The following is a 12,858-nucleotide window of genomic DNA, read 5'->3' on the forward strand; positions in this document are numbered from 1 at the left end:
GCTAGTTGCCTCCTGTCGGGGTGCCGGAGACGGGGGCGAGGGCGGGTTCGACGGCGGCCGGGTGCGGGGCGCTCTTGACGAGCGCGCGCCGCTCGCGCCGTTCCCTGACGAGGGTGCCGAGCCAGACGGCGAGCGGCGCGAGCGAGATCGCCGTGGCGAGGACGGCCCAGGTGCGCATCGCGGCGTGGGTGTGGTCGAGGACGACGGAGGCGGCGAGGGACGCGATGAGGACGGCGGCCCAGAAGACATGGACGCGGAAGGTCATGAGCCGGTCGGCGCTGGCGTCGCCGCCCTTGGGGGTGACGATGAACCGGCTGGGCCGGCGCAGCAGGGCCGCGCCGAACGACTTGAGGTAGATCGGCGCGGACAGCGCGGACATCCCCATGCCGGCCAGCCCTCCGGAGCCCTCGGGCTCGTGCGGGGAGACGTTGTGGCGCCGGTTCCAGAGGTAGAGGCCGATCTGGAGGGCGGCGGCGTCGCTGTAGAGCATGAGCCAGACGGAGGCGGCGACCTGGGTGCCGGAGGCCCCGAACCAGAGGAACAGGACGCAGCTGACGATGCCGAGGAACCAGTTGACGGCCGTCATCGGGTAGTAGACGAGCATCATCGTGTACGAGAACAGCCGTCCGGGAGGCATCGTGAACGGCGCCTTCCAGTACTGCTTGAACAGGGTCTCGTAGGTGCCGCGCGACCATCTGAGCTGCTGGGTGAAGAAGTCCGTCCAGGAGGCGGGCCCCTCGCCGACGGCGAGCACGTCCGGCGTGTACACCGACCGCCACTTCCGCCCGGTCACGGGGTTCTTGCGCCGGTGCAGTTCGAAGCCGGTGGCCATGTCCTCGGTGATCGAGTCGTACAGCCCGCCGATCTGTTTGACGGCGGCGATGCGGACGACGTTGTTGGTGCCGACGAACATGGGGGCGCGGTAGCGGTTGCCGGCGCGCTGGATCAGGGCGTGGAAGAGGAACTGCTGCGACTCGGCGGCCTTGGTCACCGGATTGTGGTAGTTCCCGTACACCTGGGGTCCTACGACGAAGGCGACGTCCGGGTCCCTGAAGTACCCGGTCATCCGCTCCAGGAAGTCGGGGTGGGGCACGTGGTCGGTGTCGACGGAGGCGAAGAGGTCGTAGTCGTCGCCATGCGCGGCGATCCAGGCGTTGTAGTTGCCGTGCTTGGTGCGGGCCTTGTGCGGGCCCTTGGGGCGGTTCCACTCCGGGACGCCGTGCCGGGTGAAGTGCCGGACGCCGAGTTCCGCGCAGAGCGCCTTGGCCTGTTCGTCGTCGCCCTCGTCGAGGAGCCAGACGTCCAGGTGGCCCCGGTGGTGGATGCGGACGGCGCCTTCGAGGGTCGCGCGGACCATCGCGAGGGGTTCCCGGCCGGGGACGTACGTCGTGAGGAACGCGACGCGGGTGCCGCTCTCGGGTACTACGGGTACGGGGTCGCGGGCGACCAGGGTCGCGTGCGCCACGGAGGCGACGTTGACGACCATGAACAGTTCGATCAGGCCGATGGCTATGAGCATCGCGATGTCGAGGCCGACCATCCACTCGTCGCCGCCCTCGCGCTCCACCCAGTGGCTGGGCCACACGAGATACACCAGCAGCAGCCCCGTCAGCACCGGCGCGAGGCTCATCAGCAGGACGGCGCGTATTCGGTGGGGCTCGCGGGAGAGCAGCGATATGTACTGCACCCGGTACGACGCTCCGGCCGGCTCCGTGAGCGGCCCGGCCAATCTTGCGTGGGTGTCGTAGTCGTAGCCCTCAGGCCGCACAACGCCCTCCAGTGAGTGAGGAGTGATACCCACACAAAAATGGACATATCGGACACTGTCGAACGGGGAGCACCCAGGAGGGTGGCGGGTTGACCCGACGGAGGGGTTATGGGGCGAGGGACCGCTTTCCGGCGGGGGACCCTGATGCGCCGCAGGCGCATTCAGGGGCGCGGGGCTGTATCGATTTGCGGCTACCGCCGCGTGGGCGCGACCAGCCACCGACAAGCCGCACCCGCCGACCGGCAGATCCCGGCACCCCGTCAGGCGCCCCTCACCGATACAGGGCCCGCAGCCCGAGAACATCCCCCCGCCCCAACGTCCGCGCCCGCGAGGAACACGCGAACGAGTTCGTGTACATGGTCAGATTCTCGTGCCCAGCCCCCACGTGCCCGAGCCCGAACACGTGCCCGGCCTCATGCGTCCCCACGGCCCGCACGTCATACGCGTCAGCGCACCGCCCCGACCCCGGCGCGTCCGTGAACCGGTGATGCCGCGTGTTGAACCGGACGTCCGCCTCGATGAGGTCGTTCGGCCCCCCGTCCGGCATCGTCACGGCCCACGAACAGGTCACGGCGACGACGTCCCGGGGCAGCTCCCCGGCGTCCCACACACTCACCCCGTCCCGCCCCGCGCAGCGCCCCGCACGGTCGATCCCGGCCTCCCGGTCCGTCACGGACAGGAACCGCGCCCGGGGCCCGCCCCCGGAGGCGATCCCGCAGTCGTTGCGCACCGCCGTGATCGCACTGATCGCCTCCTCGAACACCTTGCGCGCCTCGTCCCGCGACAACCCGCCCGGCATCGCCCCGTCACCGACATGCCAGAGATACGTCCCGTACTCCTTGTGCCCGGCAGTGGAGTACGCGGTGTCGACGCAGGCCGCGCGCGCGGGACTGCCGGCGGCCGGGGCCGCACCCCCACTCAGCCCGTCGGCCTCGGCGACCACCTCTCCGTACGGCGCCGGCCGGCTCGCCACCAGCGATCCCAGCAGCACGACAACCGCCCCCACCCTGCCCAGCAGCCCCAGCACCGCGCGCCTCCCCTGATACCGCCCTTGCGTGAACGCGCAGAGCCTAACGGCGCTCATAGCTATGCCAGTTCACCCGGAACCCGGCGTTGAGCGATCGCTCAAACACGTGTACCGTCACGGACAGAGTCTTTGAGCGATCGCTCAAGTACCGCCTCTACCTGGGGGAATGACCATGGGGCTCTACATAGAGGCGCGGATCCGCGCCGAGTTGGACGAGCTGTGGGCCCGCACACAGGACCCGGCGCGGCATCAGCGCTGGGACCTCCGGTTCACCACAATCGACTACCTCCCGCGCGCGCAGGGCGAGCCGCAGCGCTTCCGGTACGCCACCCGCGTCCTGCCGTTCCTGACCGTCTCCGGCACGGGGACCGCCGTCGGCGAGGCCGAACGCCCGGACGGGACACGGACGTCCGCGCTGCGGTTCGCCTCGCCGCATCCGCTGTCGCTCATCGAGGAGGGCAGCGGGTACTGGCGTTACGTCCCGGAGGAGGACGGCGTCCGGTTCCTCACGGGGTACGACTACCGGCCGCGCTGGGGCGCGTTCGGCAGGGCCGTCGACCGCGCGCTGGTGCGTCCGCTGATGGTGTGGGCGACGGCGTGGTCGTTCGACCGGCTGCGGCTGTGGCTGGAGCGGGGGATCACGCCGGAGCGGGCGCTGTGGAACTGGCTGGCGGAACTCGCCGTCAGGGCCGTCGTGTTGACGGTCGCCTGCGTCGGCATCGGCACGGGGCCCGAACTCGGGGGCCACTCGGCGCCCTTGATGTTCGTGATCCCCCAACTCCTGCTGGTCGCCGCCTGCCTGGCCCTGTTCAAGGCGCCCCTGCCGTGCGTGCCGGCCGCGCGCCGCTGCGTCCGCCGGGCGCCCGCGCGGGCGCGTGCGCCGCGTGTCCTGCGAGCTCTGGAGAGTCCGCGATGAGCTCCATCTTCCGTACGGCGATGGGCGACGACGCCTTCGGCCGGCTCCATCCCGCGCTGCGCCGGCGGTTCTCCGTGGGGCTCGCGAGCGGGGAGGCGTGCGTCGGACGGGGCGTCATGTCCCGTATCTGGCACGGACCTTGCTTCGTGAAGCCGTTCCTCGCGCTGGGCTCCACCCGCAACATCCTCGTGCCCCAAGCCGGGCGCGATGTGCCGTTCGTGATCGAGAACGTCCCCTATCTCGACTCCTACGGGCGGGAGACCGTCAGTTTCGTGCGGACGTTCGACTTTCCCGGGCGGCAGCGGCGGTTCGACGCGCAGATGGTGCTCGGGCCCGGCGGGACCGTCCTCGACTACCTCGGCACGCACCAGCACCTCGCCACCGACCTCACCTTCCACGCCGAGCCCGACGGGTCGTTGCTCGTCCGGTCCGGTGAACACCGGTTCCGCGAGGGGCCGTTGGACGTGCGGGTGCCCGAACTGATCGGCGCGAGCGCCGAGGTGCGGGAGTCGTACTGCGAGTCGTCCGCGCGGTTCCGGATCCAGGTCCGGGTCGTCAACCGGTGGTTCGGGCCGCTCTTCGGGTACGAGGGGGCGTTCCGCGCGGAGTACGCCGACGTACGACACTGCGGGGTACGGGCCGGGCTGCGGCCGGTGAGAGAGGAAGCGCGCGCATGAGTCCTTCGCAGGAGACCCGGACCAAGCTGCTTGAGGGGGCGCTGCGCACCCTCACCGAGCAGGGCATAGCCAAGACCTCGGCCCGCTCGGTCGCCGCCGCCGCCGGCGTCAACCAGGCCCTGGTCTTCTACCACTTCGGCTCCGTGGACGAACTCCTCGCGGCGGCCTGCCGCTACGGCGCCGAGCAGTCCGTCTCCCGCTACCGGGAACGGTTCGATGAGGTGCGCTCGCTCTCCGGACTCCTCGCCCTGGGGCGGGAGATCCACGCCGCCGAGCAGGGCTTCGGCCACGTCGCCCGGCTGGGCCAGCTCCTGGCCGGCGCCCAGACCCACCCCGCCCTCGGCCCCGCCACCGCCGCCGGCCTCGACCTGTGGATCACCGAGATCGAGAAGGTGCTGCGCCGGGTCCTGGGCACCACCCCCTTCGGCGAGTTCACCGACCCCGCCGGCCTCGCCCGCGCCGTCGCCGCCTCCTTCGTGGGCATCGAGCTGTACGAGGGCGTCGACGCCGAGGGGGCCACCTCCGCGCTGGCCGCCCTCGAACAACTGGGGCTGCTGGTGGGGGCGCTGGAGGAACTGGGGCCGATCTCCCAGCGGGCGGTGCGCCAGTACCTGCGGCGCTCGTCGCGACAGGAACGGCCAGAGCGGTGAGTGCGGCTTGAGTACGGCTACTGGGCCAGGTACCGCTCGACCGTCTCCACCTTGGACGTCAGCCCGTCGGTGACGCCAGGGCGGATGTCGGCCTTGAGGACGAGGGAGACGCGAGGGGCGCGCTCCTCGACGGCGGCGACGGCGCGCTTGACGACGTCCATGACCTCGTCCCACTCGCCTTCGATGGACGTGAACATGGCGTCGGTGCGGTGGGGGAGGCCGGACTCGCGGACGACGCGGACGGCGTCGGCGACGTACTCGCCGACCTCCTCGCCCACACCGAGGGGCGTGACGGAGAAGGCGACGATCATGCGCTCACGGCACCTTCCTGGCGGGCGCGGGAGGCGATGACGGCGTCCTCGGCCTCACGGCGCAGCTTGCGCTCGGCGAAGAAGCCGCCGAGGGGCAGGACGGAGAGGACGAAGTAGAGGGCGGCGGTCTTGAGGGACCACTTCGTGCGGTTCCAGGCGTCCGCCCAGAAGACCACGTAGAGGATGAACAGCACGCCGTGGACCATGCCCATGACCGGTACCGCGTTGAAGTCCGTGGTGCGCTTGAGGACGGAGCACACGAGCAGGAGCAGGAACGAGATCGCCTCGGGCGCGGAGACCAGGCGCAGGCGGCGGAGGGCGGAGGCTGTCTTCAGGTCCACGGGGGTCACCTTCACGGAGGGGGTCGTCACGGGTGCTGAGCTGGCGGTTTGCGGCGCACACCTGCCGCGCGCCTTGTGAACGCACGCACAAGCGTTCGTCCATTGTGACAAACGCGTCCCCTAGGGGTCCCTTCAGGGTAGGTATCCACCCGTGGGTGCTGTTCTCTCCACCCCCTGAGCGGATACCTTCGGCGACGTGGCGATGTTCCGACTGCAAGACAGCAAGGTGCTGGCCGTCGACATGACCGGTGACGCCGTGAAGGCCAAGAACGGCTCGATGGTCGCGTACGACGGACAGGTGGCGTTCAAGAAGCTCAGCGGCGGCGGTGAGGGCCTGCGCGGGATGGTGACGCGCCGGCTGACCGGCGAACAGATGACGGTGATGGAGGTGAAGGGGCACGGCACGTGCTGGTTCGCGGACCGCGCCTCGGAGATCAACCTCGTGGCACTCCAGGGCGACAAGCTGTACGTCGAGTCGAGCAACCTGCTCGCGACGGACGCCGGCCTCAGGACCGGGACGACGTTCACCGGTCTGCGCGGCGCCTCGCAGGGCAACGGCCTGTTCACGACGACCGTCGAGGGACACGGCCAGGCGGCCATCATGTCCGACGGCCCCGCGGTCGTCCTGCGGGTCACCCCGCAGTACCCGCTGACCGTCGACCCGGGCGCGTACGTCGCCCACCAGGGGAACCTCCGTCAGTCCTTCCAGGCCGGTGTGACGTTCCGCACGTTCATAGGAGAGGGCGGCGGCGAGGCGTTCCAGATCCGCTTCGAGGGGGACGGCCTGGTCTACATCCAGCCCAGTGAGCGCAACACGATCGCGGGGGACGTGTGAAATGACCTTCCGTGAGATCAACTCCAAGATGGTCGAGGCGACGGTCGCGCCCGGCCAGCGCCTGTTCAGCCAGCGCGGCGCGATGCTCGCCTACAAGGGCGAGGTGTCGTTCACGCCGAACATCCAGGGCGGCCAGGGCGGTGTGATGTCGATGATCGGCCGCAGGATGGCCAATGAGGACACCCCGCTGATGACGGTCGAGGGCAGCGGCACGGTCCTGTTCGGGCACGGCGGCCACCACGTCCAGGTGATCAACCTCGCCGGCGACACCCTGTACGTGGAGGCGGACCGCCTCCTCGCCTTCGAGGGCACGCTCCAGCAGGGGACGATGTTCATGGGCTCGCAGGGCGGCGTCATGGGCATGGTCCGCGGGCAGATCAGCGGCCAGGGCCTGTTCACGACGACGCTGAAGGGGCACGGCGCGGTGGCGGTCATGGCCCACGGCGGCGTCTTCGAGGTCCCCATCACCCCGGGCCACTCGGTCCACGTCGACCCGCAGGCGTACGTCGCCCACCACGGCGACGTCCGCAACAAGCTCTCGACCGCCCTCGGCTGGCGCGACATGGTGGGCCGCGGCTCCGGCGAGGCGTTCCAACTCGAACTGAGCGGCAACGGCGCGGTGTACGTCCAGGCATCGGAGGAGAAGCTGTGAACCACTACGCGGGCGCGGGCCCGGTGGTCTACGACCCGATGACGTTGCCGTCGGACGACAACGTGAACAGCTACACCTTCTGTGTGGAGCTGAAGGGCAGCCAGTGGTTCCTGCAGAAGGGGAAGATGGTCGCCTACTACGGGTCGATCGACTTCAACGGCATCGGGCACGGCAGGCTGGACCGGCTGGTGCGGACGTCGTTCCATTCGCCTCTGCACGCGAGCGACTGGGTGGTGGCGGAGGGCTCGGGCAAGATGCTCCTCGCCGACCGGGCCTTCGACGTCAACTCGTTCGACCTGGAGGACGGCAACCTCACCATTCGCTCCGGCAACCTCCTCGCGTTTCAGCCAAGTTTGGCGCTCAAGCAGTCGATCGTGCCGGGGTTCCTGACGCTGATCGGGACGGGGAAGTTCGTCGCCGCGTCCAACGGTCCGGTGGTGTTCATGGAGCCGCCGATCCGGGTGGACCCGCAGGCGCTGGTCGGCTGGGCGGACTGTCCGTCGCCGTGCCACCACTACGACCACGGCTACATGACGGGCCTGTTGGGCGGTCTACGTGCGATGACGGGCCTGGGCGGCGCCTCGGGCGAGGAGCACCAGTTCGAGTTCGTGGGCGCGGGGACGGTCCTGTTGCAGTCGTCGGAAGCGCTCATGGCCGAGCAGGCGACGGGCGTGGTGCCGGGTGAGCCGGGCGTTCCGGGCGGCGGGGCGCACGGGCACGGGGGGCCGCAGGGGTCGCAGCGCCTTCCCGGCCAGCTCGGCGATCTCCAGCGGCGCTTCGGGCTGTGAGCGGTAGTCTGCGGAGTGTGACGTCGAACGGGTGCGCGCCGTTACACTCTTCTCATTAACATTTCAACTTTTTAGGTAGACTTCTTCTATGGAGACCGAGACGGCCACTCGTTGGCTGACCGAAGCGGAGCAGTGCGCCTGGCGCACCCAGCTGGAGGTCAACCGGCTGCTGATGCACCAGTTGGAGAAGGATCTCCAGCCGTTCGGGCTGACGATGAACGACTACGAGATCCTGGTCAATCTCTCCGAGTCCCCGGACGTCCGCCTGCGGATGAGCGACCTCGCCGCCGCCACTCTCCAGTCCAAGAGCAGACTCTCCCACCAGATCACCCGCATGGAGAACGCGGACCTGGTCCGCCGGGAGAACTGCGAGTCCGACCGGCGCGGCCTGTACGCGGTCCTCACCGACCACGGGCTCGACGTGATGCGCCAGGTCGCCCCGCACCACGTCGCCTCCGTCCGCCGCCACTTCATCGACCTCCTCTCCCCCGAGGCGATGGAACAGCTCAGCAAGGCGCTGGGCCCGGTCTCCACGCACCTCCGCGAGAGCCGGGGCCGCGTCTAGTCTCCGGCCGCCGGAGCCGCAGTTCGAACGCCGCACCGCCCTTCGGCCCCTCGCCGGCCGTGAGGCTCCCGCCGTGCCGGACGGCGATGTCACGGGCGATCGCGAGGCCGAGCCCGGCGCCGCCGTCGTCACGGCCGCGGGCGTCGTCGAGCCGCACGAACCGCTCGAAGATCCGCTCCCGCTCGGCCACCGGCACCCCCGGCCCGTCGTCCGCGACGGTGAGGACGGCCTCGGCGCCGGAGCGGCGGACGGTCACCTCCACCGACGTCCGGGTGTGCCGGGCCGCGTTGTCCAGGAGGTTGGCCAGCACGCGCGCCAACTGGCCCCGGGAACCGGCGACTTCGACGCCGGGCGGCGCTTCGACACGGACGCCCGCCCGGCCCGCCGCCGTCTCGCGGGCCAGCGCCGCGAGGTCGACCGGCGCGGACCGGGGCTTCTCACCGGCGTCCAGGCGGGCCAGTAACAGCAGGTCGGCGGCGAGGTGCTGGAGGCGGACGGTGTCCTCGACGGCGCCGTCCAGGTCAAGCAACTCCGGGTGCGCGGCGGCCACTTCGAGCTGGGTGCGCAACGAGGCGATGGGGCTGCGCAGTTCGTGCGAGGCGTCGGCGACGAACCGCCGCTGGCGCTCGACGGACGCCTCCAGCGCGGCCAGCGTCTCGTTCGTGGTCCGCGCGAGCCGGGCCACCTCGTCCCGGGCGTCCGGCTCCGGGACCCGGCGCGCCAGGTCCTGCGACGCGGTGATCGCCGCCATCTCCCGCCGGATGCCCTCGACGGGGCGCAGCGCACGCCGGGTGACCAGCCAGGTGACCGCCGCGACGACCGCGAGCAGCAGCGGCAGGACGATCAGCAGGACCGTCAACGCCGTGCGGACGGCGGACTGTTCGGCGGAGAGGGAGGCGCCCGCGTGGACGGTGAGCGTGCCCCGGTCGGCGGTGCCGACGGCCAGGCTCGCGAACCGGTAGTCCTCGGTGTCGCCGTCGAGCGTGGCCGTGCCGGTGGAGTAGTCGACGTCGCCGATCTCCCCGGCGTCGACGTCGTCCTCCGGGGCGCCGAACACCGAGGTGACGTACCCGAGTTCGTCGCTGCGCGCGACCGTCGCGCCGTCCGCCGTCTGAACCAGGATCGGGACGTCGTCGTCCAGGTCCAGCTTCGCGTACGCCGTTCCGGCGGCGAGCCTCGTGGCGACCGTGCGGGCCGTGTTCTGCGCCTCGTCGTCGGCCTGGCCGCGCAGGCTGGTCCACAGGGACAGGACGACGACGGCGCCGGCCGCCGCCAGGGCCACGGCGACGACGAGGGTCGCGGCGAGGGTGGTGCGGGCGCGGACGGAACGGGGTCTCATCGGCCGGCCTCCAGACGGTAACCGGCGCCGCGTACCGTCCTGATGAGCGCCGGGTCGAGCTTGCGGCGCAGTGAACTGACGTACACCTCCACGATGTTGGGGTCGCCGTCGTAGGCGAAGTCCCACACGTGCTCCAGGATGTCGGCCTTGGAGACGACCTCGCCGGGGCGCAGCACGAGGTGTTCCAGGACGGCGAACTCCTTCGCGGTCAGGGTGACTTCGGTGTCCCGCAGGTGGACGCGCCGGGCGGCCGTGTCGACCCTCAGGTCCCCGAGGACGTGCACCGGCGAGGGGCCCGCCTGGCCCCTGCGGCGCAGCAGCGCCTTCACGCGGGCGACCAGGACGACATAGCTGAACGGCTTCGTCAGGTAGTCGTCCGCGCCCGTGTCCAGGCCCTCCGCCTCGTCGTACTCGCCGTCCTTCGCGGTCAGCATCAGGATCGGGACGTCGTGGCCCGCCGCGCGCAGCGCCGCGCAGACGCGGTAGCCGTTCATGCCGGGCAGCATGATGTCGAGGATCACCAGGTCGTACGTGCCCTCCGTGGCCCGGTGCAGGCCGTCCCGGCCGTCGTGCACGACGTCCACGGCGTAGCCCTCGGCGGTGAGTCCCTTCGCGAGGGACAGGGCGAGGCGTTTCTCGTCCTCGACGATCAGCAGGCGCATGTCTCCAGGGTGACAAACCGAACCTGAAGATCCCTTCAGGTGACTTCAGCTTGCGTTCAGGGTCTCTCCGCCACTGTGGATCACGTCGCAACGAACCCGTCGCAACGCACCCCAGGAGGAACCCATGAAGCGCAGCATCGCCATCGCCGCCGTCGCCGTGAGCGCGGTCCTCGCGGGCGGCACGGCCCTCGCCTTCGCGGACGACGAGCCCCGCACCGGCGAGGCGAAGCAGGTTCAGATCGCGAACCGGGCGGACGACACGGACCTGGACGACCGTGCGGACGAGCCCAAGGTCACCGCCTCCCACCTCACCGTCGCCCAGGCCATCGACGCGGCCCTCAAGTCCCGCCCCGGCACGGTCCTCTCCGCCGACCTCGACACCGACGACGATGACGGCGACCGGGGCTGGGAGGTCGAGATCCTCGCCTCGGACACCAAGACCTACGAGATCCGCCTCGACCCCGCCACCGGCAAGATCCTCACCACCCACACCGACCCCGACACCCACCGCGCCCCCCACGGCCTCACCGCCCAACAGGCCGCCGAATCCGCCGCCCCCAAGGGCACGGTCGTCTCCGTCGACTTCGACGAGGACCACGGCGGCGTCTGGGAGGTCGAGACCCGCGACACCCAGGGCAAGGAGCACGACTGGGACGTCGACACGAAGACCGGCAAGGTCACGGCGGACCGGGAGGACTGAGGACAGGCCGCGAGGTGGGGGCACTGAACGCCGAGGGGCGGGCCGGCGCCGGAGGCGGGGCGCGCCTCGACTCCGTCGGCCGCGATGCCGGCCGCCCACCCCGACGCCGGGCGTCTCCGCGAAAGGCGTCCACATCCACCACGTCAGCCGATGCCGATGCCGGTACCGCCCAGAGCTGATCGTCCGCCCCCGAGCCCCCGGCGCCTCACCTCACCGCCGCTCCCCCCACACCCCTCCCGCCCCCGTCACCAGCGCCACCAGTCCCGCCACCGCGAAGCACACGCCCAGCGGGGCCCTGGCGAGGAGGAGGCCCGCTCCCGCCGCGCCTGCTGAACTGCCCGCGTTCACGGCCGTGTTGATCCACGCGCCCGCGCGTGTGCGGTTGGCCGGGGTGGCGGTCTCCTCGGCGATCAGGTAGGCCGTGGTGATGACGGGCGTGATGAAGGCGCCCGCGAGGGTCAGCAGGGCGGCGAGGGTGAGGATGCCGGGGGACGCGCCCGCCACGATCAGGAGGAGGCCCAGCGCTGCCGCGAAGCGGGGGAGGCGGGTGCGGGCCGGGGTGCGCCAGTTGACCGCGCCGTTCAGGAGGCCGCCCGCCGCGCTGCCCACCGAGAGCGCTGCCAGGGTCCAGGCCGCCGCGCCGGTGGTGTACCCGTGCTGGTCCGCGAACGCGGTGACCAGGAGGTCGGCCGCGCTGAGGGCCAACCCGGTCGCGGCGGTGACGGCGAGGGGGATGAGCAACACCCGGCGCTGCGCGGACCGTCCGCCCGGCGAGCACGCCCCGGCCCCGGCACCGGAGTCCGCCCCAGCGACAGAGTCCGCCCCGGCAGCACAGCCCGCCCCGGCATCACGCCCCACATCCCCTCCCCCGACCTCGACCTCGACCCCGCCCTCGGCCCCAGCCCCAGCCCCGAACTCCCGCACCCCCGGCGACCGTACGAACCCCCACGTCCCCACCACCATCACCCCGGCACTCACCAGCACCGCAGTCACCGGCGGGGCAACCCCCACCAACACCCCCACCACCACAGGCCCCGTGACGAACAGCAGTTCCTCCGCGACCCCGTCGAGACTGTACGCGCGCTGCAACAGCCGTTTGTCGGGCGCCAGTTCGGACCACACCGCGCGCATGGTGGGCCCAAGTGGCGGCGCACAGGCACCGGTCAGGCCGATCAGACCGCACAGGACCAGCGGGGACGGCCCGGACCGGACGGCCGTCAAGGCGAACGCGCAGAGGAACACCGCGTACGCCAGCGCCATCGGCGGCAACGCGCGGCGCGGCCCGTACCGGTCGACGAGGGTCGCGCGGAAGGGCGTCAGGACGACCATCGTCCCGCCGAAGACCGCCATGACGACACCGGACACCGCGTAGGAGCCGGTCGCGTCGACGGTCGTGAGGAGGACGGCGAGGGGGACGAGCCCGTAGGACAGCCGGGCGAACAGCGCCGAGCCGAACGTGCGGAGGGCGTGGGGGAGTTGCAGCACAGCCCGATAGGACGGCCGCGAAACGGACGTGGACACGCGGAAGTTCCTCACGAGGAGAGGTGGAAGAGGGGTCGTCGAAGCCACGGTCCACAGGGACCGTGGGGACGCCGCTCTACACACAGGGGAGGAACATGAACGCCAA

General features: G+C 71.1%; 15 protein-coding genes. 8 read left to right on the plus strand and 7 right to left on the minus strand.

Annotated features, from left to right (window positions below):
- Window position 1: 1 nt before the first annotated feature.
- Complete coding sequence (locus IAG44_RS12105) at window positions 2-1,768, minus strand: glycosyltransferase family 2 protein (protein WP_187752635.1); 1,767 nt, start codon at window positions 1,766-1,768, stop codon at window positions 2-4.
- Between the two features lie 271 nt (window positions 1,769-2,039).
- Window positions 2,040-2,795, minus strand: coding sequence for a zinc metalloprotease (locus IAG44_RS43460; RefSeq protein WP_246561662.1), 756 nt, complete (start codon window positions 2,793-2,795; stop codon window positions 2,040-2,042).
- A gap of 172 nt (window positions 2,796-2,967) precedes the next feature.
- On the opposite strand from IAG44_RS43460, the gene IAG44_RS12115 reads away from it, so the two are divergent.
- From IAG44_RS12115 to IAG44_RS12125, 3 genes are read left to right on the plus strand one after another with little or no spacing between them, the layout of a single operon-like run.
- On the plus strand, window positions 2,968-3,711 hold the full coding sequence (locus IAG44_RS12115) for a hypothetical protein (protein WP_187747140.1): 744 nt from the start codon (window positions 2,968-2,970) through the stop codon (window positions 3,709-3,711).
- The gene (locus tag IAG44_RS12120) at window positions 3,708-4,388 is read left to right on the plus strand and encodes a DUF4166 domain-containing protein (RefSeq protein WP_187747141.1); all 681 of its coding nucleotides are present in this window, start codon (window positions 3,708-3,710) and stop codon (window positions 4,386-4,388) included. The genes IAG44_RS12115 and IAG44_RS12120 overlap by 4 nt, the downstream gene beginning before the upstream one ends.
- Window positions 4,385-5,038 carry a TetR/AcrR family transcriptional regulator gene (locus tag IAG44_RS12125; RefSeq protein ID WP_187747142.1) on the plus strand — a complete coding sequence of 218 codons (654 nt, stop codon included), beginning with the start codon at window positions 4,385-4,387 and terminating at the stop codon, window positions 5,036-5,038. Before IAG44_RS12120 ends, IAG44_RS12125 begins: the two co-directional genes overlap by 4 nt.
- A gap of 17 nt (window positions 5,039-5,055) precedes the next feature.
- On the opposite strand, the gene IAG44_RS12130 is transcribed toward IAG44_RS12125, so the two are convergent.
- Together IAG44_RS12130 and IAG44_RS12135 are read right to left on the minus strand one after the other, a co-directional pair.
- The gene (locus IAG44_RS12130; RefSeq protein ID WP_187747143.1) at window positions 5,056-5,349 is read right to left on the minus strand and encodes an MTH1187 family thiamine-binding protein; all 294 of its coding nucleotides are present in this window, start codon (window positions 5,347-5,349) and stop codon (window positions 5,056-5,058) included.
- A complete protein-coding gene (locus tag IAG44_RS12135; protein ID WP_187747144.1) occupies window positions 5,346-5,690 on the minus strand; it encodes a DUF3817 domain-containing protein in 345 nt (114 codons plus the stop codon). Before IAG44_RS12135 ends, IAG44_RS12130 begins: the two co-directional genes overlap by 4 nt.
- Before the next feature lie 202 nt (window positions 5,691-5,892).
- On the opposite strand from IAG44_RS12135, the gene IAG44_RS12140 reads away from it, so the two are divergent.
- The 4 genes from IAG44_RS12140 to IAG44_RS12155 all read left to right on the plus strand — a co-directional run bounded on the left by IAG44_RS12140 (window position 5,893) and on the right by IAG44_RS12155 (window position 8,530).
- The gene (locus tag IAG44_RS12140) at window positions 5,893-6,525 is read left to right on the plus strand and encodes an AIM24 family protein (RefSeq protein WP_187752637.1); all 633 of its coding nucleotides are present in this window, start codon (window positions 5,893-5,895) and stop codon (window positions 6,523-6,525) included.
- A gap of 1 nt (window position 6,526) precedes the next feature.
- Window positions 6,527-7,177 (plus strand): AIM24 family protein, encoded by a 651-nt coding sequence (locus IAG44_RS12145; RefSeq protein WP_187747145.1) that lies wholly within the window; start codon window positions 6,527-6,529, stop codon window positions 7,175-7,177.
- Window positions 7,174-7,965 carry an AIM24 family protein gene (locus IAG44_RS12150; protein ID WP_187747146.1) on the plus strand — a complete coding sequence of 264 codons (792 nt, stop codon included), beginning with the start codon at window positions 7,174-7,176 and terminating at the stop codon, window positions 7,963-7,965. Before IAG44_RS12145 ends, IAG44_RS12150 begins: the two co-directional genes overlap by 4 nt.
- An 88-nt stretch (window positions 7,966-8,053) precedes the next feature.
- Window positions 8,054-8,530, plus strand: a complete 477-nt coding sequence (locus tag IAG44_RS12155; protein ID WP_187747147.1) for a MarR family winged helix-turn-helix transcriptional regulator — start codon at window positions 8,054-8,056, stop codon at window positions 8,528-8,530.
- Here IAG44_RS12155 and IAG44_RS12160 read toward each other — a convergent pair.
- A complete protein-coding gene (locus IAG44_RS12160; protein WP_187747148.1) occupies window positions 8,472-9,869 on the minus strand; it encodes a sensor histidine kinase in 1,398 nt (465 codons plus the stop codon). The two genes, IAG44_RS12155 and IAG44_RS12160, sit on opposite strands and share 59 nt — an antisense overlap.
- Window positions 9,866-10,531, minus strand: coding sequence for a response regulator transcription factor (locus tag IAG44_RS12165; protein WP_187747149.1), 666 nt, complete (start codon window positions 10,529-10,531; stop codon window positions 9,866-9,868). Before IAG44_RS12165 ends, IAG44_RS12160 begins: the two co-directional genes overlap by 4 nt.
- Before the next feature lie 124 nt (window positions 10,532-10,655).
- Between IAG44_RS12165 and IAG44_RS12170 the strand changes: the two genes are divergently transcribed.
- Window positions 10,656-11,231 (plus strand): PepSY domain-containing protein, encoded by a 576-nt coding sequence (locus tag IAG44_RS12170; RefSeq protein WP_187747150.1) that lies wholly within the window; start codon window positions 10,656-10,658, stop codon window positions 11,229-11,231.
- Between the two features lie 210 nt (window positions 11,232-11,441).
- Here IAG44_RS12170 and IAG44_RS12175 read toward each other — a convergent pair whose 3' ends face one another.
- Window positions 11,442-12,752: an MFS transporter gene (locus IAG44_RS12175; protein ID WP_187747151.1), complete on the minus strand. Its 1,311-nt coding sequence runs from the start codon at window positions 12,750-12,752 to the stop codon at window positions 11,442-11,444.
- Window positions 12,753-12,858: the final 106 nt, after the last annotated feature.

Source organism: Streptomyces roseirectus (genome assembly GCF_014489635.1).
Lineage (GTDB): Bacteria > Actinomycetota > Actinomycetes > Streptomycetales > Streptomycetaceae > Streptomyces > Streptomyces roseirectus.